The sequence below is a fragment of the Pseudomonas sp. GD04091 genome (assembly GCF_029836165.1).
Classification (GTDB): domain Bacteria; phylum Pseudomonadota; class Gammaproteobacteria; order Pseudomonadales; family Pseudomonadaceae; genus Aquipseudomonas.
Genome location: NZ_JAOEBG010000007.1, coordinates 40,122 through 63,545, shown reverse-complemented (window position 1 = coordinate 63,545; position 23,424 = coordinate 40,122). Strand labels below are relative to the sequence as shown.

Genomic DNA, 23,424 nt, shown 5'->3' with positions numbered 1-23,424 from the left:
CGGGCACCCCGATTCACGGCTCCCCGCATTCTGCGGCATACTCGGCGCATCGTTTCGCCCGGAACCCGCCATGCGCCCCCTGCTTCCGCTGACCCTGATCCTGCTACTCGCCGCCTGTGGCGAGGGCGAGCCCCTGTCGCCCCCGGATGCCCGGCTGCCCGATGGCGGCCGCTACCGGGGCCAGGTGGTCGATGGCCTGCTGCAGGGCGAAGGGCGCATCGACTATCCCAACGGCAGCTGGTACGCCGGCGCCTTCAAGGATGGCCAATGGCACGGTCAGGGCGAATGGCATGGCAGCAACGGCGAGGTCTACCGCGGCCAGTTCAGCGCAGGCCTGTTCCAGGGGCTGGGTGACCTGACCACCCCCGGCAGCCACTATGCAGGCACCTTCAAGCATGGCCGGCGAGACGGCGAAGGCACGCTCAAGCAGCACGACCAGACCTACCGTGGCCAGTTCAAGGACGACCAGTACGAAGGCGCGGGCCAGCTCGAACTGGCCGACGGCAGCCGCTACCAGGGCCTGTTCGCCAAGGGCAAGCCCAACGGCGCCGGTGTACGCAGCGACACCAGCGGCAACCAGTACAGCGGCCACTTCATCGACGGCCAGCTGCAGGGCGCCGGCACCTACGACAGTATCGACGGCGAACAGTACATCGGCGAATTCAAGGACAACCACCTCGAAGGCCGCGGTCGTTACGAGAATGCCGACGGCGATGTGTGGATCGGTGAGTTCAAGGACGGCTCGCTGAGCGGCCAGGGCGAACTGCTGGGCAGCGATGGCAGTCGCTACAAAGGCAGCTTCCGCGACTGGCGTTTCGCCGGTGCCGGCACCTTGCAGCTGGCCGACGGCAGCCAGTATGTCGGCGGTTTCGCCGATGACGCCTACCACGGCCAGGGCCGGTTGACCCACCCGGAGGGTCGGGTCGAGAGCGGTACCTGGGTCAATGGCGTGCGTGTGCGCGACGCCGGGGGCAAGCTGCTTCCCGACCCGCTCGACCTGGCCTTGCTCAACCAGGGCAGGCTGCTGGATGAAGCCCTGGCCAAAGTGCCCCGCTCGGTTGCGCCGGTACAGCTGTACAGCCTGGTGGTGGCCGGCGACGGCCAGCAGAGCGTGTTTTTGCGCGAGGCCGACTATGTCAGCAACATGCTCAAGGTGCGCTTCGGCGCCCATGGCCAGGTGACCCTGGTCAACCACCGCGACCACATGGCCGACCGCCCCATGGCCACCCGCGAGAACCTCACCCGCGCCGCCCGCACCCTTGCCGAGCGCAGCGGCCCCGAGGACCTGGTGTTCATCTACCTGACCAGCCATGGCAGCCATGACCACCAGTTGGTGCTCGACCAGCCACGCCTGCAACTGGCCGACCTGTCCGCCGCCGAGCTGGCCAGCGCCCTGGCGCCGCTCAAGGCCCGCGACAAGATCATCGTCATCTCTGCGTGCTATTCCGGCGGCTATATCGCCCCGCTTCAGGACGACCGCACGCTGATCATGACCGCCGCGCGCCCCGATCGGGTCTCGTTCGGCTGCTCGGAGGAGGCCGATTTCACCTACTTCGGCGACGCCCTGTTCGCCCAGGCGTTGAACCAGACCGACGATCTGAAACAAGCGTTTGAACTGGCGCGACAAAGCGTTGCCGAAAGAGAACGAAGGGAAGGCTTCGAGGCCTCTGAACCGCAGATCTGGGCGCCGCCGGCAGTGATCAGTCACTGGCAGCGCCTGCGTCGGCAGCAAGCCGAACAAGCCTTGCGCAATGAAGCCCAGCCAGCCCCGGTGGAACAGGCGAAAACACCTGCCGCCCACTAAGCTGTGTAGTAACAAAGGGAGAGACCTCATGTACTTGACGCCTCAGCATGTCCTGCTTGCCGGTGCCACGGGTCTGACAGGTGAACACCTGCTCGATCGCCTGCTCAACGAGCCCACCATCAGCCGCGTGCTGGCGCCGACGCGCCGGCCACTGGCCGAGCACCCGCACCTGGAAAACCCGGTGGGTGACCCGGCCGTGTTTCTCCCGCAACTGGCCGGTCGCGTCGATATCGCCTTCTGCTGCCTGGGTACCACGCTCAAGCAGGCGGGCTCGGAAAACGCCTTCCGGGCCGTCGACCTGGACATGGTCGTGGCCTTCAGCAAGCGCGCCCGGGAGATGGGCGCGCGCCACCTGCTGGTGATCAGCGCGCTCGGTGCCGACCCCAAGTCGTCGATCTTCTACAACCGGGTCAAGGGCGAAATGGAAGAGGCGCTCAAGCAGCAGGACTGGCCACAGCTGACCATCGTCCGGCCTTCGCTGCTGCTGGGCGAGCGCATCGAGCCACGGCTGGGTGAAAGGATGGCGGCGCCCTTCGCCCGCCTCATACCGGGCAAGTACCGGGGCATCGAGGCCTGCACCCTGGCCCGGGCGCTGTGGCGCCTGGCGCTGGAGGAAGAGGACGGGATTCGCGTGGTCGAGTCGGACGAGTTACGCAAGCTGGGCAAGAAATAGGGCGCCAGTACCAGCCTCATGACGGGGCAAGCCCGCTCCCACGTGATCGTGGGAGCGGGCTTGCCCCGCGATTGCTTCGTTACAGACCGCCCGTGGCATTGAAACCCACCCCTGCCGCCGTCAGCAGCGACAACGGCAGCAGCAAGGTATCGAGCAGCACGCTCCCCGGCAGGTCCAACCCCGGATAGGCCGGCGCCCTGGCCCCGAAACGGTCTTCAGGGCAACATCCACCATTGATCACGTACAGGTCCAGCCGCGTCCCGGCATACACCACCGGCGCTCCCGGCTTGTTGGCATCGAGCGTGCGCACCGTGGCGCAGCCGCCGAGCTGAGCCAGCATCAGCAGCCCTGCCAGGGCGCGCTTCAATCATCGACTCCGTAGTGATGCTCGCCCCAGCGCGGCAGCATGTCCTGCGGGATGTTCAGCAGGTTGAGGATGCGCGCCACGACGAAATCGACCAGATCATCGATGGTCTGTGGCTGGTGATAAAAGCCCGGGGCCGCCGGCAGGATCACCGCGCCCATCTGCGACAACTTGAGCATGTTTTCCAGGTGAATGGTCGAGAACGGCGCCTCGCGCGGCACCAGAATCAGCTGCCGACGCTCCTTGAGGGTCACATCGGCGGCGCGCTCGATCAGGTTGTTGCAGGCACCGGTGGCAATGGCCGACAGGGTGCCGGTGGAGCACGGTACCACCACCATCGCCGACGGCGCGCCGGAGCCCGAGGCTACCGGCGACATCCAGTCTTCCTTGCCATACACGCGGATCTGGCCATCGGCCGCACCGGTGTATTCGGTGAGGAACGCTTGCATCGCCTGGGGCTTGGCAGGCAGCACCACGTCGGTCTCGGTGGCCATCACCAGCTGCGCGGCCTTGGAGACGAGGAAATGCACCTCGCGATCCTCGCGCACCAGGCAGTCGAGCAGGCGCAGGCCGTACTGCGCCCCGGAGGCGCCGGTCATGGCCAGGGTGATGCGTTCCGGGCCGCTCACTTGAGGGCCTCGGCCAGCTTGCCGTGCAGACCGCCGAAGCCGCCGTTGCTCATGATCACCACATGGGTGCCCGGACGTGCCTGGCCCTTGATCCGCTCGATGATCGCCTCGAGGCTGTCGGCCACCACGCTCGGCACCTTGCACTGCGCGGCGGTACCCGCCAGGTCCCAGCCCAGGTTCGGTGGCGCGTACCAGATCACCTGGTCGGCATCGTTGACGCTTTCCGGCAGGCCGTCACGGTGAGCGCCAAGCTTCATCGAGTTGGAGCGCGGTTCGATCACCGCGATCACCGGCGCCTCGCCGACGCGCTTGCGCAGGCCGTCGAGGGTGGTGGCGATGGCGGTCGGGTGGTGGGCGAAGTCGTCATAGATGGTCACGCCCTGCACTTCGGCGACCTTCTCCATGCGCCGCTTGACGCTCTTGAACGCGCTCAGGCCTTCGATGCCCATGGCCGGCGCCACGCCGACATGGCGGGCGGCGGCCAAGGTGGCCAGGGCGTTGGCGACGTTGTGCTGGCCAGTCAGCGCCCAGTCGACGACACCCTGCGCCTCACCTTCGAACAGCACCTCGAAGCGCGAACCGTCGGCGCTGAGCAGGCGCGCCTGCCACTGCCCGCCCTCGCCAGTGGTCTGTACCGGGGTCCAGCAGCCCATGCCAATCACGCGCTCCAGCGCCTGCTCGGTGGTCGGGTGGATGACCAGGCCTTCGCTGGGGATGGTACGCACCAGATGGTGGAACTGCCGCTCGATCGACGCCAGGTCGGGGAAGATGTCCGCGTGATCGAACTCGAGGTTGTTGAGAATCGCGGTGCGCGGGTGGTAGTGGACGAACTTGGAGCGCTTGTCGAAGAACGCGCTGTCGTACTCATCGGCCTCGACCACGAAGAACGGTGTATCGCCCAGGCGCGCCGACACCGAGAAGTTCTGCGGCACGCCGCCGATCAGGAAGCCCGGGCTCATGCCGGCATGCTCCAGGACCCAAGCCAGCATGCTGCTGGTGGTGGTCTTGCCGTGCGTGCCGGCCACCGCCAGTACCCAACGCCCCTGCAGCACATGGTCGGCCAGCCACTGCGGGCCGGAGACATACGGCAGGCCCTTGTTCAGCACGTACTCCACCGCCGGATTGCCCCGCGACATGGCATTGCCGATCACCACCAGGTCGGGAGCCGGTTCCAGCTGGGCCGGATCGTAACCCTGGGTCAGTTCGATGCCCTGGGCTTCGAGCTGGGTGCTCATCGGGGGGTAGACGTTGGCGTCGGAACCGGTGACACGGTGGCCCAGCTCCTTGGCCAGCACCGCCAGCGAACCCATGAAAGTGCCGCAAATACCGAGAATATGAATGTGCATGATCGACCTCGCAAAACGTCGAGGCAGGGTAGCCCAGGGCGAGGGAAATCGCACCCGCTGTTTCGCTCAACCGCCCCTGGCGATGCCGTGTTTGCGCAGTTTTCGATACAAGGTATTGCGGCTGATACCCAGGCGCTCGGCGACGCGGGTCATGTGCCAGTGATTTGCCTCCAGCGCGCCGAGCAATGCTTGGCGCTCGGCGCCCTCAAGACAGGCACTGCCATCGTGGCAGCGGGCTTGCCCCGCGATGGCGTCGGCAGGGTCATTGGCGTTGTCTGCTCGTACGCCATCGCGGGGCAAGCCCGCTCCCGCGCTACGCACCACCCGTGGGAGATCCCGATACTCGACTCGCCCCTCTTCGCACAAGGCCACCAACGTGCGCAGCACATTGCGCAACTGCCGCACGTTGCCGGGCCAGGCGAAGTCCAGCAGCGCCTGCCGCGCCCCGGGCTCGATCTCGATGGGCTGCCCGTCGGCCTCCTGCGCCAGCAGGAAGTCCAGCAACTGTGCCTTGTCGCTGCGCTCGCGCAGCGCCGGCAGCGCCACTTCCAGGCCATTGAGGCGGTAATAGAGGTCTTCGCGGAAACTGCCCCGCTCCACCCGCTCCAGCAGGTCGCGGTGGGTGGCGCTGATGATCCGCACATCCACCGCCTGAGGTTCGCCGCCGATCGGCACCACCTGGCGCTCTTCGATCACCCGCAGCAAGCGCGTCTGCAGCGCCAGCGGCATGTCGCCGATCTCGTCCAGCAGCAAGGTGCCACCATCGGCCTGCAGCAGCTTGCCACGCATGCCCTCCTTGCGCGCGCCGGTGAAACTGCCGCCGCGATAACCGAACAGTTCGCTCTCGATCAGGCTCTCCGGGATCGAGGCACAGTTGATCGCCACGAACGGCTTGAGCCGCCGGGCGCTCGCCTGGTGCACGGCCTGGGCGAAGGCCTCCTTGCCGCAACCGGTCTCGCCGCGCAGTAGCAACGGCACATCGCGCTCGAACACCCGTACCGCACGCTGGAAATCACTCTGCAGGGCTGGGTCGAGCAGGCAGATGCCCGGTTCGGCGGCCATGGGCAGCGCCGCCGCCACCGACCAGGCCGGCGCACGCGCCTGGCCACGCAGGCTGGCGAACACCTGGCGACCATCCCGGGTATGCAGTGGCCAGACGGCACTGCCTTGTGGCGTGGCGCGGCCGAACAGTTCGTCATGGCCGCAGGCGAAGAAGCTCTCCACCGCCTTGCCCAGCACGCCGCCACGGATGGTACCCAGCAGGTTCAACGCGCTCTGGTTGGCGGCGCAGATCCGCCCGTCGCCATCGAAGGCCAGCAGGCCTTCGCTGAACAACCCGACCGACTCGGCCTGCAAGTGAAAGCGCAGCAGCCATTGCTGCTCGAAGTGGCGCAGGAAATAACAGCTTTCGATCATTTTCGCCGAGAGATTGACCAGCGCCATGGTATGGAACTGGCTCTGTCGCGAAACGTCCGGCCGCGCCGACGACACATCGAGCACCGCCAGCAGTTCGCCGTGGGGATCGAACACCGGGCTGGCCGAGCAGGTCAGCCCGGTGTGGCGGCCGCGAAAGTGCTCGTCCTGATGAATGGTAAGGGCCTGACGCTCGACCAGGCAGGTGCCGATGCCGTTGGTGCCCTCGCGGGCCTCGCTCCAATCGGCGCCGAGCCACAGCCCGGCGCGTTCGAAGATCCGCCGCTCACTGGGCGCGGTGACGCAATTGAGGATCACCCCGCGGGCATCGGTGAGCAGCACCGCATGTCCGCTGCCGGACAACTGCTGGTGCAGGCTGTTCATCTCGTTGTCGGCGATCCGCAGCACCTGGCGCAGGCGCTCGCGGCTCTCCAGCAGGCGGCCGTGCTCGAGCACGACGGGGGCCTGGGCCCGCGCAGGGTCGAGGTGATAGTCCTCCAGGCAGCGCAGCCAGGAGCGGGCGATGGACGGGTCGCTGCCCGGCCCGCTGGCCTGGCCGTGGGCGACCGTGAGCACTTGCTGGGCATGGCGGCTGAACGGGTTGCTCTGCATTTCTTGTTGTTCTCCGCAGATAGAGCGTTGCGCCAGCATCCTCCAGGCGGGAGCGCATTGCAACGGTGCGCCGACCCTACGGTCACGTCCTGTGTCGCAAACGGTACAAAGTGTCACCAGGGCCGTGCCGGCGCTGGCACAAGGCATTCGCCGAACCCTCAACAACCCTGATCCAAGTCATTGATTCAAAAGCACCTCAAGGCACTGGCCCGACCTTTGCTCTACGCTTTGAAACTCCGCAACAATCACAACGACCAGGAGACACACCATGCGTTACGCACATCCCGGTACCGAGGGCGCGAAGGTGTCCTTCAAGAGCCGCTACGGCAACTACATCGGTGGTGAGTTCGTTCCTCCGGTAAAGGGTGAGTACTTCACCAACACCTCGCCGGTGAACGGCCAGCCGATCGCCGAATTCCCCCGCTCCACCGCCGAGGACATCGACAAGGCCCTCGACGCCGCCCATGCCGCCGCCGACGCCTGGGGCCGCACCTCGGTGCAGGACCGCTCCAACGTCCTGCTGCGCATCGCCGACCGCATCGAGCAGAACCTCGAAGTGCTGGCCATCACCGAAACCTGGGACAACGGCAAGCCGATCCGCGAAACCCTCAACGCCGACATCCCGCTGGCGGTCGATCACTTCCGCTACTTCGCCGGCTGCATCCGCGCCCAGGAAGGCGGCGCCGCCGAGATCAACGAAACCACCGTGGCCTACCACATCCATGAGCCGCTGGGCGTGGTCGGCCAGATCATCCCGTGGAACTTCCCGCTGCTGATGGCCGCCTGGAAGCTGGCACCGGCCCTGGCCGCCGGCAACTGCGTGGTGCTCAAGCCCGCCGAGCAGACCCCGCTGGGCATCACCGTGCTGCTCGAGCTGATCGGCGACCTGCTGCCCAAGGGCGTGCTCAACGTGGTGCAAGGCTATGGCCGCGAAGCCGGCGAAGCCCTGGCCACCAGCAAGCGCATCGCCAAGATCGCCTTCACCGGCTCCACCCCGGTCGGCTCGCACATCATGAAATGCGCCGCCGAGAACATCATCCCGTCCACCGTCGAACTGGGCGGCAAGTCGCCCAACGTGTACTTCGAGGACATCATGCAGGCCGAGCCGGCCTTCATCGACAAGGCCGCCGAAGGCATGGTGCTGGCGTTCTTCAACCAGGGCGAAGTGTGCACCTGCCCGTCACGCGCCCTGGTGCAGGAGTCGATCTACCCGCAGTTCATGGAAGTGGTGATGAAGAAGGTGCTGCAGATCAAGCGCGGCGACCCGCTGGACACCGAGACCATGGTCGGCGCGCAGGCCTCGCAGCAGCAGTTCGAGAAGATCCAGTCGTACCTGCAGATTGCCCAGGAGGAAGGCGCCGAGCTGTTGATCGGCGGCAAGGTCGAGCAACTCGAAGGTTCACTGGCGACCGGCTATTACATCCAGCCGACCCTACTCAAGGGCAACAACAAGATGCGGGTGTTCCAGGAAGAGATCTTCGGCCCGGTGGTCAGCGTCACCACCTTCAAGGACGAAGCCGAAGCCCTGGCGATCGCCAACGACACCGAGTTCGGCCTCGGTGCCGGCGTGTGGACCCGCGACATCAATCGCGCCTACCGCGTAGGCCGCGGCATCAAGGCCGGCCGCGTGTGGACCAACTGCTACCACCTGTACCCGGCCCACGCCGCGTTCGGTGGCTACAAGAAGTCCGGCGTCGGCCGTGAAACCCACAAGATGATGCTCGACCACTACCAGCAGACCAAGAACCTGCTGGTGAGCTACGACATCAATCCACAGGGCTTCTTCTAAACAGGCCATTGGGGCTGCTGCGCAGCCCTTTCGCCGGCAAGCCGGCTCCCACAGGTCCAACCGCCTCTGCGTGGGAGCCGGCTTGCCGGCGAAAGGGCCGCAAAGCGGCCCCAAGGGCTCTGGCTCGCTTCCTGCAGTAAAAATCACCAAGGGCCGGCAGTCCCTCCGGCAACCTAAGAAAAACAACAGGTGAACACTATGCCAAGCGATCACTCCGGCAGCACGCCGGCAAGTTCCTCCGTCGATTTCGAAAAGGTCGGCTCGGACTATTTCCAGCAACGCGAACTGAAGAAAGGCGCCGCCGGCTGGGTCCTGCTGGTGGGCCTGGGCGTGGCCTACGTGATCTCCGGCGACTACGCCGGCTGGAACTTCGGCCTGGCCCAGGGCGGCTGGGGCGGCATGTTCCTCGCCACCCTGCTGATGGCCACCATGTACCTGTGCATGTGCTTCTCCCTGGCCGAGCTGTCCTCGATGATCCCCACCGCCGGCGGCGGCTACGGCTTCGCCCGCAGCGCCTTCGGGCCCTGGGGCGGCTTCCTCACCGGCACGGCGATCCTCATCGAGTACGCCATCGCCCCCGCGGCCATCGCCGTGTTCATCGGCGCCTACTGCCAGTCGCTGTTCGGCATCGGTGGCTGGATGATCTACCTGGCGTTCTACATCGTGTTCATCGGCATCCACATCTTCGGGGTGGGCGAGGCCTTGAAGCTGATGTTCATCATCACCGCCGTCGCCGCCATCGCCCTGGCCGTGTTCCTGATCGGCATGGTGCCCCACTTCGATGCAGCCAACCTGTTCGACATCGCCAAGACCGACGCCGTTGGTGCAAGCAGCTTCCTGCCGTTCGGCTACGTCGGGGTATGGGCGGCGATCCCTTATGCGATCTGGTTCTTCCTGGCCGTCGAGGGCGTGCCACTGGCCGCCGAAGAGACCAAGAACCCCAAGCGTGACCTGCCGCGCGGCCTGATCGGCGCCATGCTGGTGCTGCTGGCCTTCGCCCTGCTGATCCTGGTGGTCGGCCCGGGTGGCGCCGGCTCCGAGGCGCTCAAGGCCTCGGGCAACCCGCTGGTCGAGGCGCTGTCGAAGGCCTATGGCGGTTCCACCTGGATGGGCAGCTTCGTCAACCTGGTGGGCCTGGCCGGCCTGATCGCCAGTTTCTTCTCGATCATCTACGCCTATTCGCGACAGATCTTCGCGCTGTCCCGAGCCGGCTACCTGCCGCGCAAGCTCTCCGAGACCAACAAGAGCAAGGCGCCGGTGCTGGCCCTGGTGATCCCCGGGGTCATCGGCTTCGCCCTGTCGCTGACCGGCCAGGGCGACCTGCTGATTCTGGTGGCGGTGTTCGGCGCCACGCTGTCCTACGTGCTGATGATGGCCGCGCACATCACCCTGCGCATCCGCCGTCCGAAAATGGAGCGGCCCTATCGCACCCCCGGCGGTATCCTCACCTCGGGCGTGGCCCTGGTGCTGGCCTGCCTCGCCGTGGTCGCCGGGTTCCTGGTCGACCCACGGGTGGTGATTGGCGCCGCCGTGATCTATGCAGTATTGATTGCCTACTTTGCTTTCTACAGCCGCCACCACCTGGTGGCCGGAACGCCCGAAGAGGAATTCGCCGCGATCCAGAAGGCCGAAGAGGCCCTGCACTGATCGCCGACCCACGCCGCAGGCTGGTCCTGCGGCGCCCTGGAGATTCTGTATGGCAAGTTTCACCCACACGGTAGGCAACCAGGTCTACCGCTTCGACAGCCTGAAAGACGTCCTGGCCAAGGCCAGCCCGGCGCGCTCGGGCGACTACCTGGCCGGCGTCGCCGCCAGCAACGACGGTGAACGCGTCGCCGCGCAGATGGCGTTGGCCGACATCCCGCTCAAGCACTTCCTCAGCGAAGCACTGATCCCCTATGAACAGGACGAAGTCACCCGTCTGATCATCGACACTCATGACCAGCAGGCCTTCGCCCCGGTCAGCCATCTGACCGTTGGCGGCCTGCGCGACTGGCTGCTCGGCGAGCAGGCCGACGAGCACAGCCTGCGCGCGCTGGCCCCTGGGCTGACGCCGGAAATGGCGGCGGCGGTGTCGAAGATCATGCGTGTGCAGGACCTGGTGCTGGTGGCGCAGAAGATCCGCGTGGTCACCGCGTTCCGCGGCACCATGGGCCTGCGCGGGCGACTGTCGACCCGCCTGCAGCCCAATCACCCCACCGACGAGCCGGCCGGTATCGCCGCCAGCATTCTCGACGGCCTGCTCTATGGCAACGGCGACGCCATGATCGGCATCAACCCCGCCACCGACAGCATCGCCTCGATCTGCGCGCTGCTGGAAATGCTCGACGCGATCATCCAGCGTTACGACATTCCCACCCAGGCTTGCGTGCTGACCCACGTCACCACCTCGATCGAGGCGATCAACCGCGGGGTGCCGCTGGACCTGGTGTTCCAGTCGATCGCCGGCACCGAAGCGGCCAACGCCGGCTTCGGCATCAATCTCAACGTGCTGCAGGAAGGTTACGAAGCCGGTCTGTCGCTCAAGCGCGGCACGGTCGGGCAGAACCTGATGTACTTCGAGACCGGCCAGGGCAGCGCGCTGTCGGCCAACGCCCACCACGGTGTCGACCAGCAGACCTGCGAAACCCGGGCCTACGCCGTGGCCCGCCATTTCAAGCCGTTCCTGGTCAACACCGTGGTCGGTTTCATTGGGCCGGAGTACCTGTACAACGGCAAGCAGATCATCCGCGCCGGCCTCGAGGATCACTTCTGCGGCAAGCTGCTCGGCGTGCCCATGGGCTGCGACATCTGCTACACCAACCACGCCGAGGCCGACCAGGACGACATGGACACCTTGCTGACCTTGCTGGGCGTGGCCGGCATCAACTTCATCATGGGCATCCCCGGCTCCGACGACATCATGCTCAACTACCAGACCACCTCGTTCCACGACGCGCTCTACGCGCGCCAGACCCTGGGCCTCAAGCCCGGGCCGGAATTCGAGGCCTGGCTCGAGCGCACCGGCATCTTCACCCAGGCCGATGGCCGCATCCGCTTTGGCGACAACCTGCCGCCAGCCTTCCGCCACGCCCTGGCGCACCTGGTCTAGAGGTGAGCATGGAACGACACACTCCCACCCCGGAAAACCCCTGGCTGGCCTTGCGCAACCTGACCCCGGCGCGCATCGCCCTGGGCCGCACCGGCATCAGCCTGCCGACCGGCGCCCAGCTGGACTTCCAGTTCGCCCACGCCCAGGCCCGCGATGCCGTGCACCTGCCGTTCGATCACGCCGGCCTGCGCCAGCAGCTCAGCGACCGTGGCCGCGACAGCCTGCTGCTGCACAGCGCCGCCAGCGACCGTCACCAGTACCTGCAACGCCCCGACCTGGGCCGGCGCCTGCACGAGGACTCCGTGCAGCGCCTGCGCGAACATGCCCAGGCCAACCCCGGCGGGGTCGACCTGGCCATCGTCGTGGCCGACGGCCTCTCGGCGCTGGCCGTGCATCGTCACACCCTGCCGTTCCTCGGCCGTTTCGAGGAGCAGGCCGCCGCCGACGGCTGGACCAGCGCCCCGGTGATCCTGGTCGAGCAAGGCCGGGTCGCGGTGGCCGACGAAGTGGGCGAACTGCTCGGCGCGCGCATGACCGTGATGCTGATCGGCGAGCGCCCGGGGTTGAGCTCGCCCGACAGCCTGGGCCTGTACTTCACCTATGCGCCCAAGGTCGGCCTGACCGACGCCTACCGCAACTGCATCTCCAACGTGCGCCTGGAAGGCCTGAGCTACGGGATGGCCGCCCATCGCCTGCTGTACCTGATGCGCGAGGCCTGCAGGCGGCAGCTTTCGGGGGTGAATCTGAAGGACGAAGCCGAGGTCCATAGCATCGACAGCGAAGATTCCTCGTCAAAAACCGGAAATTTCCTGCTCGGAGAGGGATGAGAAACTGTCATGGAAGGCGGATTGCGCTTCTAGCCTGCATTAGGCAGCATGCACCGAACGCTGCTGGCAATCCGCCGTATCCCCAAATGGACTCAGAGGCCCGCCCATGCGCATCATCAAGGCAACCCTGGAACACCTCGACCTGCTAACACCGCTGTTCGTCAAATACCGCGAGTTCTATGGGCAACTGCCTTACCCGGACAGCTCAAGGTCGTTCCTCGAAAAACGTCTCAAGCGCGGCGAATCGATCATCTACCTGGCCCTGCCGGACGAAGGTGACGACCGGCTGCTGGGATTTTGCCAGCTCTACCCGAGCTTCTCGTCGCTGTCGCTCAAGCGCGTGTGGATCCTCAACGACATCTACGTGGCCGAGGACTCGCGGCGCATGCTGGTGGCCGACCACCTGATGCGCGAAGCCAAGAAGATGGCCAGGAAAACCAACGCCGTGCGCATGCGCGTGTCCACCAGCAGCGACAACGAGGTGGCGCGCAAGACTTACGAATCCATGGGCTTTCGCAAGGACACCGAGTTCGAGAACTACATCCTGCCGATCAGCCAGGACTGAGCGACGCCCGCGCGCATCGCACGCTGTGGGAGCGGGCTTGCCCCGCGATTGCTTCACCAGCCCTTTCGCGGGGCAAGCCTGTTCCCACGCAATCGTAATCCCCCGCTACAAACTCTCCGGGCGTATTCCGGACTTCGCCGTATAATGCCCCTCCTGTCATGTGTGAAAAGTTACCGAATCAGCCGGTAAATCTTTCCAGTCCCATGGCGCTGTCCGTCCTCGCGCGCCCGTAGAAGCGGGTCAAGAACACAGGTGCTGTACATGGATTTCAACCCGCTGGACCTCATCCTGCATCTCGATGCCTACCTCGATCTGCTGGTCACCAACTACGGTCCCTGGATCTACGCCATCCTCTTCACCGTGATCTTCTGCGAGACCGGCCTGGTGGTGATGCCGTTCCTGCCGGGCGACTCGCTGCTGTTCATCGCCGGCGCCGTGGCCGCGGGCGGCGGCATGGACCCGGTATTGCTGGCCGGCCTGCTGATGGCGGCGGCGATCCTGGGCGACAGCACCAACTACGTGATCGGGCGCACGGCGGGCGAGCGGTTGTTCCGCGACCCCAACTCGAAGATCTTCCGCCAGGACTACCTCCAGCGCACCCACGAGTTCTACGAACGCCACGGCGGCAAGACCGTCACCCTGGCGCGCTTCCTGCCGATCCTGCGCACCTTTGCGCCGTTCGTCGCCGGTATCGCCCATATGCACTATCCGCGCTTCCTGGGCTTCAGCATCGCCGGCTCGCTGCTGTGGGTAGGCGGACTGGTGACCCTGGGGTACTTCTTCGGCAACGTGCCGTTCATCAAGCAGCACCTGTCGCTGATGGTCGTCGCCATCATCATCCTCTCGCTGGTGCCGATGATCCTCGGCCTCCTGCGTGGCCGCTTCGGCCGCACGGCCAAGGCCCACTGACCGCCCCATGTGGTCGTTCAGCGCCTGGCGGCGGCGGCGCACCCTGGCCCGCTACCCGGTCGACGCGCAGCTCTGGCAGGCGATCCGCGCGCGGCTGCCGCTGCTCGATGGCATCACCGACCAGGAGGACCGCTGGCTGCGCGAGGCCTGCGTGCTGTTCCTGCACGACAAGCACCTGACCACCCTGCCAGGCGTCGAGCTGGACGATGAGCAACGCTTGTTTCTCGCCGCCCAGGCCCAACTGCCGTTGCTGCATCTGGGCGACCTGAACTGGTACCAAGGCTTCCACGAGATCATCCTCTACCCCGACGACTTCAAGAGCCCCCAGCGCCACCGCGACGGCAGCGGCGTCGAGCATGTGTGGGACGCCGAGCATAGCGGCGAGGCCTGGCAGCAGGGGCCGGTGATCATGGCCTGGCCCGGGGTGCTGTCCAGCGGTGGCTGGGAAGCCTACAACCTGGTGATTCACGAACTGGCGCACAAGCTCGACATGCTCAACGGCGACGCCAACGGCCTGCCACCGCTGCACGACGAAATGCGCGTGGAGGACTGGGCCCAGGCCATGCAGCAGGCCTACGACGACATGAACCGCCAGCTCGATGCCAACCCGGATGCCGAAATGGCCATCGACCCCTATGCCGCGGAAAACCCGGCCGAGTTCTTCGCCGTCACCAGCGAATACTTCTTCAGCGCCCCTGATCTGCTACACCAGGCCTACCCGCAGGTCTACCGGCAGCTGTCACTGTTCTACCGCCAGGACCCGCTGAATCGTCTGACGCGCCTGCAGGCCGAACACCCGGACTACCGCGAAAGCCACGCCTGAAGCGCCCGCACATCTGGCCGAGCGTGGCATGCGTTGTGGGAATGTGCCTATAATCGCCGCCACTTTTTTGATCAAACACGGGGGCATTGCCCAATGAGCTACAGCAAGATTCCAGCCGGCAAAGACCTGCCGAACGACATCTACGTCGCCATCGAGATCCCGGCCAACCACGCGCCGATCAAGTACGAGATCGACAAGGACAGCGACACCCTGTTCGTCGACCGTTTCATGGCCACCCCGATGTTCTACCCGGCCAACTACGGCTTCATCCCGAACACCCTGGCCGACGACGGTGACCCGCTGGACGTGCTGGTCGTGACCCCGTACCCGGTTGCCCCTGGCTCGGTGATCCGCGCCCGTCCGGTTGGTGTGCTGAACATGACCGATGATGGCGGCGGCGACGCCAAGGTCATCGCCGTTCCTCACGACAAGCTGAGCCAGCTGTACGTGGACGTGAAGGAATACACCGACCTGCCAGCGCTGCTGATCCAGCAGATCGAGCACTTCTTCGCGAACTACAAGGATCTCGAGAAGGGCAAGTGGGTCAAGATCGAAGGCTGGGAAGGTGCTGACGCCGCCCGCGCCGCGATCACCAAGTCGGTCGCTGCCTACAAGGGCTGAGCCTGACAGTGAAAAGCCCTGCTTCGGCAGGGCTTTTTTGTGCGTGTCATTCCACCGCCCCATGCCGTGCGCCTCTCCAGGCCATACGCAATCCCTTTGGAAGCGCGCTTGTCGCGCCTCAAAGAAGCTTCCCACCTGATCCTCAGCCCTCCCCTACAACCTGCAAATTTTCCTACAGATCGCCTCTACATCGGGTTGATTTCCACACAATTAAAGGGTCGATAGACTCGACGCCATGAACACATCCGGCGATCGTCTCAAAGCCCTCCTGCAGGAGTGCAATCTCACCCCTTCCGACTTTGCCGCACAGCGCAACGTCACCCCTCAGCACGTCAACAACTGGTTCAAGCGCGGTGTGCCGCTGGCCCGGCTCGACGAGATCGCCGACCTGTTCTGCGTGAACCGGCGCTGGCTGCGCAATGGTGAAGGCCTCAAGCACCCCGCTCCACTGAGCGCCGCGCCGCCAGCGCCGCCCCACGACACCGCCCCGGCGCCGTTGCTGGCGCTGGGCAGTGAAACGGTGGATCTGCCCCTCTACCAGCCGTACCAGGGAACACTGGAACCGGTACCGGGGCGCCACCAGCCAATCCCTCGCCAGGCGCTCGAAAGCCTGAATGTCCAGGCGGAAAAAGCCATCTGCCTGGGCATGCCGGCCAACAACATGGCACCGCTGGTTCCCCAAGGCGCGCTCCTGGCCATCGACCGCACCTTTACCCGGGTGGTCGAAGGTGAGTGCTATGCGCTGCTGCACAATGGCCGCTTGCGGGTCCAGAACCTCACCCTGGGCCACAACGGCACGCTGTGCCTGCACAGCCACGACCGGCTCAACCATCCCATCGAGCGCTACACCGCCTACCAGCGTCGGGTCCAGGGCCTGGAAATCCTTGGCTGGGTATTCTGGTGGGCGTGCCTGCGCCCGACACGGCCTGAATGACACACCGCATGGCACTTTTTGCTGGGCATCGCCAACGCGCCCTAGTATGCTACGCCGCACATCACGCCCCCTGATGGTGCAAGCCGCATTCCAGAGGGCCTGGCGACGCCTGACACAGTCGTCCGCCATCTTTTTCAGGCCATGTTGCCAACTGTTTAAGGCGGTTGCGGTTTATCAAAAATAAGCCAAGACCGTCCCCGAGAAGCCGGCCACAAGCCGGCTTTTTAATGCCCGTCAAAAACCATGCGTTCCTGCACGGTACAGCCTGCAAGGCCGTACCAGGCCAGTCAGAACCGCGTCACCACGCCCATCCGCCAGGTCCGCCCCGGCGCCGGCATGAAGCTCTGCGCCAGCGGGTCGAGGTAATAGCGATCCGTCAGGTTCTGCACCGACACGTTCAGCTCGGTGTGCTCCAGCACCTTGTACTTGAGGAACAGGTCGAACAGCGCCACCGAGCGGTAGTCGATCTGCGGCGTCGTGGCGCCGGTCTGCCAGGGCTTGTCCATCTGCGCGGTGGGTCCGGAGGTGTAGGTCATGCGTCCGCCCACGGTCAGCGCCTCGTCGAAGAAACGCAACCCGGTGAGCAGGTTCGCCGAGAAGCGCGGCGGGTTCTGGGTATTGGTGTACGAGCCCATGTAGCTGCCTGGCGTGCAGTCCGGGGTGTCCTGGGTACGCTGGTACTGATTGGCGCTGGCGCGCAGCTTGGCCGCGAAAGCCGCGTCGCAGGTCTCGGTCTGCAGGTAGTAGGTGGCCGACAGGTCGGCGAACACGCGCCCGGCGTCGTAGTGCGACTGCAGCTCGAGGCCGCGGGTCTTGAAGCTGTCGGTGTTGCTGAAGGTCATACGCCCCCACAGCCCTGGACTTGGGTCGTAGTAGCGGGTGATGTAGTGCTTGATGTCGTTGTCGAAGTAGGCGAGCTTGGCCGACAGCGAGTCCCCCTGGATCAGGAAGTTGCTGCGCAAGGCACTGACGCCGACCTCCCAGCTGCGCGAGCGCTCGGGCTTGAGGTGCTTGCCCGGCGTGACCTGCTGGGTGCCCTGGCTGGTCTCGAACAACGAGGGCAGGCGCAGGCCCTGGGTATACGAGGCATACACGAAGGTGTCGGGGAGGAACTCGACATTGATGCCGAACGCGGGCGAGAAGCCACCTGCGCTGCTGGTGCCCTGCGGGGTGTAGTCGTAGCCGGTGACCACATTGCTGACGCCCTCCGGATGAACCACCACATTGGTCGCGCCGGACTCGTTGAATGGCACGCCATTGAACGGCTCGTTGCTGTTCTCGAAGACGATGCCATTGTTCAGGCGCGGGTCGGTGGCGTCGGTGTACTGGCCGTTCTGGTCGGGGAACCACATCATGCTGCCCCAATGCCCTGGGCTGCTGGCGGTGATCCAGCGCACTTCCCGATCCTCGCGCCGGGCCTCGGCCCGCACGGTGTTGTCCTTGGTCCGGTAATGGGCGTAGCGACCTCCACCCCACAGCGTCACCTGTTCGATGGGCTGGTATTGCAGATTGCCGTTGAAGCTGAACTCCTGGCGCGAGGCATCGCGCAGCATGCGGTTGGCGTTGATGTCGTGCTGGGTGGCCAGCACGCTCTTCTGCGGCTGCAGGTCCTGGAGTTGGAAGCCGGCCCCCAGGTCCAGCTTGAAATCGCCATGGGCGGTGGCGAACCGCGACACGTTGTTCAGGTCGCCGCCGATACGCCGGTCATCCTGGCGGGCCCAGGCGCGGTCGGTGCGGAACAGCTGCGACTTGGGCGCCATCCAGGCCGCGCTCAGGCTGCTGGTTTGCGCGTCGGTCATCCACAGGCTGCCGGTCAGGTCCACCAGCGGATTGCCCTCGGGCAGGTAGTGATAACGCGCGGTATAGGTATCGATATCGATCTGCGACGGTGGGTACTGATAGATGCTGGCGGTGCCGAAGCGGAAGATGTCCGACGGCATGATCTCGCCCATCCGCCCCTCGAATCGGCGGTAGCCCAGGTCCAGCGTGTGGTCGTCGGCCAGCCGCCAGGTGGTCTTGAGCAGGTAGGAATCGGTCTGCGACGACGAGTTGAGCACTTCTTCGCCGGCATTGTAGGTGTTGGCCACGCTGGGCTCCTCGTCGCCCCAGCGATCGTAGAGACGGTAGCGGTCCTGGCCTTTCTTGCCGGAAAAGTAGTTGCCCTGGTCACGGTGCGCATAGGCCGCCACCAGGTCGAAACGCTCGTTGGTGTAGGCAAAGGCCGCACTGCCGGACTCTGCCTTGGAACCGAACAGGCTGGCACGGCTGTCGCGGGGCGTGGTGCTCAGTTCCTCGTCCAGGGAATGGCTGTTGCGATGCTCCGGTTCGACGCCGTTGTTCCAGAGGTTTCCGGTCAGGCGCAGGCCTACGCTGTTGCCATCCACCAGGATGTCCTCCACCCCGAGCGTTTTCATCTCCACCGAGCCGCCGATCGCGCCCGAGCGGGTACTTGGGCCTTTGTTCACGGTCACACTGCTGAGCAGGTCCGGGTCGATGTAGCTGCGCTGCTGGGTGCCGCCATAGCCGCGATACACATCCAGCGCCTGCTCCGAACCATCGACCCGCACCGCCACCCGGCTCTGCCCCTGGATGCCGCGGATGTTGACGTCCAGCGCGCCGCCGTTGCGGCTGTCGCCCACCTGTACGCCGGCCACGCCCTTGAGCATGTCGCCCACCGAGACCGTGCCGAAACGGTCGAGGTCTTCGCGCACCAGGTGCACGGTCGAGCGTGGCGCACGGTAGGTCTGCTGGGCATCCAGCAGTTCGGTGGCGTCGACCAGGGTTGGCGTCAGTTCGGTCGCGCGTCCCTGCGCGTTGCCTTGCGCAATGAGGCGGTAGGTACCGCCCGCGCTCGGCAGCAGCTGCAGCCCTGTATTGGCCAACAGCCGCTGCGCGCCTTCACGAACCGTGAAACGGCCCTTGAGCGCCGGCACGGCGCGCCCTCGGGTCAGGTCAGCGTCATAGGACACCAGCATGCCCGACTGGCTGGCGAACGCGCCCAGCGAGGTCCCCAGCGGGCCTTGGGCAATGTCGTAGTCGCGCAGCGTGGCGTCGTCCATCCGGGTGCTTTCGCGGGTGGTTTCGCTGGCAGCCTGGGCCAGGGGCACGCCGCTGGTCATCAGGCAGCCGAGCACCGCGCAACGGACGGCGAAGCTGATCGGGGACAAGCGCTGCAAGGGGCGTGAAACAGGGGAAAGCCGACGGGTCGCGGGCATGCTTTTCTCGCTCGTAAGGTCTATGCCCGGCACTGGATGCGGGCTCCTGCCCTCTCTGTCGCACGAACGGAAAAAAGGTATATGCGGGCGATTCGCATTTTCATCTGACCTTGTGATTCAGGGCAGATTAGTGATAATTGTTTGCATTTGCACCCTTTGTCCCGTCGAGCCATGACCGCCTTCAGACCCCCACCGCCCCACAGCCCCCCCTGCGCCGTCACCACGCTGTACATCGAGAACCATGCCTGGTTGCGCAGCTGGCTGGCGTATCGCCTCAGCTCGTGGGGACGTGGCGTGGCCGACGATCTGGCCCAGGACATCTTCGTGCGTGTGCTGGCCAGCCGCAGCACACTGCAGCCGGAAGCCATCCGCCAGCCGCGGGCCTACCTGACCCGCATCGCCAACTGCGTGCTGGTCAGCTGGCGCCGTCGGCATTCGCTGGAACAGGCCTGGCTCCAGGCCCTGGCGCTGGTGCCCGAACCGCAACACCCGTCACCCGAGCAACAGAGCGTCATCCTCGAGACCCTGCACGAGATCGATGCGCTGCTCGATACCCTGCGCCCGCGGGTCAGGCAGGCATTCCTGATGGCGACCCTGGATGGCATGAAGCAGAAGGACATCGCCCAGGCCCTGAACATCGCCCTGCCCACGGTGAAGAAGTACATCCACGAGGGCTATGTGGCATGCCTGAGCCAGATGCCCGATGAATGACACGCCTATCGCCCAGCCGGTGCTCGCCAAGGCGGCGTCGTGGCTGCTGCTGATGCAGGAAGGGCCGCTGAACGCGGCACAGCAGGCCGAGCTGGAACACTGGCGACGCAGCGACCCGGAGCACGAACGCGCCTGGCGTCGCGCGCAGCGCTTGCTGTCACGGCTGGGCACGCTGCCACCGACACTGGCCAGGCAGACCCTCGCGCGCCCCTCGGACAGCAGTCGCCGCGCCGTGCTGCGCGCCGTGCTCCTGCTGGTCGGCGTGGCTCCGCTGGGCTGGTGGGTCTGGCGGCGTGGCGTGGCCGGCGGCGACTACCTGACCGCCGTGGGCGAGCGTCGGGACGTGCTGCTGGTCGATGGCAGCCAGGTGTCGCTCAACAGCGATACGGCGTTGAGTGTGCGCTTCAGTGCCGAGCAACGCCTGTTGCACCTGGAGCGAGGCGAGATCTACCTCGTCACCGCGCCGGACCCGCAGCGACCACCGCGGCCGCTGAGTGTGCAGACCGAACAGGGCGTGATGGTGGCCCTGGGCACAGCGTTCAGCGTGCGCCAGCTGGCGCACGAAACCCAGCTCGCAGTCTACGAGGGCGCCGTGCGTCTCCACCTCAAGCGGGCCGACAGCCCGACCATCATCCATGCCGGGCAACAGGTGCGCTTCAGCCGCGACCGCCCCGGCCCCGTCGAGGCGGCCCATGCCACCCGGTTGGCCTGGCGCAACGGGCTGCTGGTGGCTGACGACATGCCGCTGCTGCAATGGGCCCAGGAGTTGATGCGTTACAGCGACCAGCCCCTGATCTGCGATCCGTCCGTGGCCGATCTGCGCGTTTCCGGCACCTTCCCCCTCGACGACCTGCCCCTGGCGGTGGCCATGCTCAGCCAGAGCCATGGCCTGCTAACCCGCAGCGAGCGCGCCGGGATTTTCATCAGCCGCTGAGCGCGGGGGCGCTTGTGGCGGGGTTCTGTCGGCGCCACCTGACGAAATGCCAGTATCCGGCCATTGCCCAGACACTGCGCTCAATGGGATGATTCGTATTTGCAACGAATTCTCATCAAGGCCTTCCTGTGTCCCCCAAGCTCTTGCTCGCCGAAGACGACTCCCGCCTGCGCCAAGGCCTGGAACAGCATTTCCAGCGGCGCGGTTTCGCCGTGCAGGCCTGCGAGCACGGCACCCAGGCCTTGACCGCCATGCAACAGGGACGCTTCGATCTGATCCTGCTGGACATCATGCTGCCCGGCATCGACGGCCTCAGCCTGCTTGACGAACTGCGCCGCCACCAGGCGGTGCCGGTGATGCTGATGTCGGCACTGGGCGCGGAGCAGGACCGCATCAGCGGTTTCACCCGTGGCGCCGACGACTACTTGCCCAAGCCGTTCAGCCTGGCCGAGCTGGATGCCCGGGTCGACGCCCTGCTGCGCCGCGTGGCGCTGGACCGTCGCCCGAGCGCGCCAGCGCCGCACTCCAGCCTGCATTTCGACCCAGCCAACCATGACGTCGCGCACCAGGGTCGCAGTGCCGGCCTGACCGGCTCGGAATACCGCTTGCTGGCGACGCTGCGCGAGCACCCCGGCGAGGCCTTGAGCAAGGCGTTCCTCTACCAGAGCGTGCTGCACCGCCCCTATACCCGCCTCGACCGGGGCCTGGACGTGCATGTCTGCAACCTGCGCCGCAAGCTCGCCAACATCGGCGCAGGCCATCTGGAGATCCAGGCAGTGCGCGGCCAGGGCTACGTGCTGGTGGAAACGGCACCCCGCTGATGCGCCGTCACCCGTTGCTGTGGAAACTGGCCCTGCTGCAAGTGGGCTTCTGCCTGCTGCTGACCTGGCTGATCTGGACCTGGGGGCTCTCGGTCGAACGCAGCACCTACTTCCTCGCCCCCGCCGAGCGCGCCTTCCTGGCACGCTTCGCCGAGCAGGCCGAGCAAGCCTGGCACGATGACGGCGCCATCGGCGTGGAGCAGCTGCGCCACCAGCTGCAGCGACAGGAGGACACCTGGGTGGCCATCGTCGGCCCCCGCCTGGAAAGCCTCGGCACCACAGCGCTGAGCGCCGAGGAAGCCGGCCGGCTGACCTTCATGCGCAAGCTCGACTGGCCGATGAGCCGACGCCTGCAGGACGAGTTGCCCTATGTGAGCATCGCGTTCCCCGAGCATCCGGAGGAAGGCCGTCTGGTCATTCAGCTCCCCGAGCACCTGCTGCCCACCGGCCTGACGCCCTGGACCCACGTCGTCACCCACGGCGTAGCGCCCGCACTGCTCGCCCTGCTGCTGGGCCTGGCCTTGTACCGCCATCTGGTGGCTCCGCTCAATCGCCTGCGCGACCGCGCCGATGCCCTGCGCGCGGACGACCTGGACAGCCCCGGCCTGCCGCTGCAGGAGCGCCGCGACGAACTGGGCGAGCTGGCCCAGGCCTTCGAGCACATGGCCATGCGCCTGCGCCGCAGCCTCGACCAGCAGCGCCTGCTGCTGCGCACCCTGTCCCACGAATTGCGCACCCCACTGGCCCGCCTGCGCATCGCCCATGACAGCGGCCTGCCGGAGGAGCAACTGCGCCAGCGCCTGGACCGTGAGGTGGACGACATGCAGAAGCTGCTGGAAGACACCCTGGACCTCGCCTGGCTGGACACCGAACAACCCCAGCTGCCGACCGAGCCGGTGCTGGTGCTGTCGGTCTGGGAAGCGCTGGCCCAGGACAGCTGTTTCGAAAGCGGCTGGGCCAGTGAGCGATTGCCCTGCACGCTGGGTCTCGACTGCCAGGTGCAGGCGCACCTGGACAGCCTGGCTCAGGCCCTGGAAAACCTGCTGCGCAACGCCATCCGCCATTCACCGCCCGGCGGCCGGGTCAGCCTGGAGGGCTGGCGCGAAGGCGCGCACTGGCACCTGTGCCTGCGCGACCAGGGACCGGGCGTGCCGGAGACCGAGCTCGAACAGATCTTCCAGCCCTATCGCCGCCTGCCTGGCAGCGGTGCCGGCTTCGGCCTGGGCCTGGCCATCGCCCGGCGCGCCATCGAGCTGCAAGGTGGCCGGCTATGGGCCAGCAACGGCTACCCCGGCCTGTGCCTGCACCTGCTGCTGCCGACGAGTGAAAGTGTTTAGAAAGTT

At 66.0% G+C, this 23,424-nt stretch carries 20 protein-coding genes; 15 read left to right on the top strand and 5 right to left on the bottom strand.

The window, feature by feature from the left end:
- The first annotated feature begins 70 nt into the window (after window positions 1-70).
- Window positions 71-1,804 carry a C13 family peptidase gene (locus N7422_RS11250; protein WP_279806603.1) on the top strand — a complete coding sequence of 578 codons (1,734 nt, stop codon included), beginning with the start codon at window positions 71-73 and terminating at the stop codon, window positions 1,802-1,804.
- A gap of 28 nt (window positions 1,805-1,832) precedes the next feature.
- A complete protein-coding gene (locus tag N7422_RS11245; protein ID WP_279806602.1) occupies window positions 1,833-2,477 on the top strand; it encodes an oxidoreductase in 645 nt (214 codons plus the stop codon).
- 79 nt (window positions 2,478-2,556) lie between these two features.
- Here the strand turns inward: N7422_RS11245 and N7422_RS11240 are convergent, their stop codons facing one another.
- From N7422_RS11240 to N7422_RS11225, 4 genes are all read right to left on the bottom strand, one after another.
- Complete coding sequence (locus N7422_RS11240; protein WP_279806601.1) at window positions 2,557-2,844, bottom strand: YceK/YidQ family lipoprotein; 288 nt, start codon at window positions 2,842-2,844, stop codon at window positions 2,557-2,559.
- Window positions 2,841-3,470 carry a flavin prenyltransferase UbiX gene (gene ubiX, locus N7422_RS11235; protein WP_279806600.1) on the bottom strand — a complete coding sequence of 210 codons (630 nt, stop codon included), beginning with the start codon at window positions 3,468-3,470 and terminating at the stop codon, window positions 2,841-2,843. The genes N7422_RS11240 and ubiX overlap by 4 nt, the downstream gene beginning before the upstream one ends.
- Window positions 3,467-4,816: a UDP-N-acetylmuramate:L-alanyl-gamma-D-glutamyl-meso-diaminopimelate ligase gene (gene mpl, locus N7422_RS11230; RefSeq protein ID WP_279806599.1), complete on the bottom strand. Its 1,350-nt coding sequence runs from the start codon at window positions 4,814-4,816 to the stop codon at window positions 3,467-3,469. The genes ubiX and mpl overlap by 4 nt, the downstream gene beginning before the upstream one ends.
- A 66-nt stretch (window positions 4,817-4,882) precedes the next feature.
- Window positions 4,883-6,841, bottom strand: coding sequence for a sigma-54-dependent Fis family transcriptional regulator (locus N7422_RS11225; RefSeq protein ID WP_279806598.1), 1,959 nt, complete (start codon window positions 6,839-6,841; stop codon window positions 4,883-4,885).
- Between the two features lie 268 nt (window positions 6,842-7,109).
- Here N7422_RS11225 and N7422_RS11220 point away from each other — a divergent pair, with 268 nt between their 5' ends.
- From N7422_RS11220 to N7422_RS11180, 9 genes are all read left to right on the top strand, one after another.
- Window positions 7,110-8,630 carry an aldehyde dehydrogenase gene (locus tag N7422_RS11220; RefSeq protein ID WP_279806597.1) on the top strand — a complete coding sequence of 507 codons (1,521 nt, stop codon included), beginning with the start codon at window positions 7,110-7,112 and terminating at the stop codon, window positions 8,628-8,630.
- A gap of 198 nt (window positions 8,631-8,828) precedes the next feature.
- On the top strand, window positions 8,829-10,277 hold the full coding sequence (gene eat / locus N7422_RS11215; RefSeq protein ID WP_279806596.1) for an ethanolamine permease: 1,449 nt from the start codon (window positions 8,829-8,831) through the stop codon (window positions 10,275-10,277).
- 49 nt (window positions 10,278-10,326) lie between these two features.
- A complete protein-coding gene (locus tag N7422_RS11210; RefSeq protein ID WP_279806595.1) occupies window positions 10,327-11,721 on the top strand; it encodes an ethanolamine ammonia-lyase subunit EutB in 1,395 nt (464 codons plus the stop codon).
- 8 nt (window positions 11,722-11,729) lie between these two features.
- Window positions 11,730-12,548, top strand: a complete 819-nt coding sequence (eutC, locus tag N7422_RS11205) for an ethanolamine ammonia-lyase subunit EutC (RefSeq protein WP_279806594.1) — start codon at window positions 11,730-11,732, stop codon at window positions 12,546-12,548.
- Between the two features lie 106 nt (window positions 12,549-12,654).
- On the top strand, window positions 12,655-13,113 hold the full coding sequence (locus N7422_RS11200) for a GNAT family N-acetyltransferase (RefSeq protein WP_279806593.1): 459 nt from the start codon (window positions 12,655-12,657) through the stop codon (window positions 13,111-13,113).
- 261 nt (window positions 13,114-13,374) lie between these two features.
- Window positions 13,375-14,022, top strand: coding sequence for a DedA family protein (locus N7422_RS11195; protein WP_279806592.1), 648 nt, complete (start codon window positions 13,375-13,377; stop codon window positions 14,020-14,022).
- A gap of 7 nt (window positions 14,023-14,029) precedes the next feature.
- Window positions 14,030-14,845, top strand: coding sequence for a zinc-dependent peptidase (locus N7422_RS11190; RefSeq protein ID WP_279806591.1), 816 nt, complete (start codon window positions 14,030-14,032; stop codon window positions 14,843-14,845).
- Between the two features lie 93 nt (window positions 14,846-14,938).
- On the top strand, window positions 14,939-15,466 hold the full coding sequence (gene ppa, locus N7422_RS11185) for an inorganic diphosphatase (RefSeq protein ID WP_003255365.1): 528 nt from the start codon (window positions 14,939-14,941) through the stop codon (window positions 15,464-15,466).
- A 235-nt stretch (window positions 15,467-15,701) separates the two neighbouring features.
- Window positions 15,702-16,400, top strand: a complete 699-nt coding sequence (locus N7422_RS11180; protein WP_279806590.1) for a S24 family peptidase — start codon at window positions 15,702-15,704, stop codon at window positions 16,398-16,400.
- Between the two features lie 287 nt (window positions 16,401-16,687).
- Here the strand turns inward: N7422_RS11180 and N7422_RS11175 are convergent, their stop codons facing one another.
- Complete coding sequence (locus tag N7422_RS11175; RefSeq protein ID WP_279806589.1) at window positions 16,688-19,615, bottom strand: TonB-dependent receptor; 2,928 nt, start codon at window positions 19,613-19,615, stop codon at window positions 16,688-16,690.
- Between the two features lie 171 nt (window positions 19,616-19,786).
- Here N7422_RS11175 and N7422_RS11170 point away from each other — a divergent pair, with 171 nt between their 5' ends.
- The 4 genes from N7422_RS11170 (at window position 19,787) to N7422_RS11155 (ending at window position 23,418) form a co-directional block, all read left to right on the top strand.
- On the top strand, window positions 19,787-20,326 hold the full coding sequence (locus N7422_RS11170) for a sigma-70 family RNA polymerase sigma factor (protein WP_279806588.1): 540 nt from the start codon (window positions 19,787-19,789) through the stop codon (window positions 20,324-20,326).
- Entirely contained in the window at window positions 20,319-21,260 is a 942-nt protein-coding gene (locus tag N7422_RS11165; RefSeq protein WP_279806587.1) for a FecR family protein, read from the top strand. The genes N7422_RS11170 and N7422_RS11165 overlap by 8 nt, the downstream gene beginning before the upstream one ends.
- 128 nt (window positions 21,261-21,388) lie before the next feature.
- A complete protein-coding gene (locus N7422_RS11160; protein WP_279806586.1) occupies window positions 21,389-22,081 on the top strand; it encodes a response regulator transcription factor in 693 nt (230 codons plus the stop codon).
- Window positions 22,081-23,418, top strand: coding sequence for a sensor histidine kinase (locus N7422_RS11155; RefSeq protein WP_279806585.1), 1,338 nt, complete (start codon window positions 22,081-22,083; stop codon window positions 23,416-23,418). The genes N7422_RS11160 and N7422_RS11155 overlap by 1 nt, the downstream gene beginning before the upstream one ends.
- The last annotated feature ends 6 nt before the right edge of the window (window positions 23,419-23,424 follow it).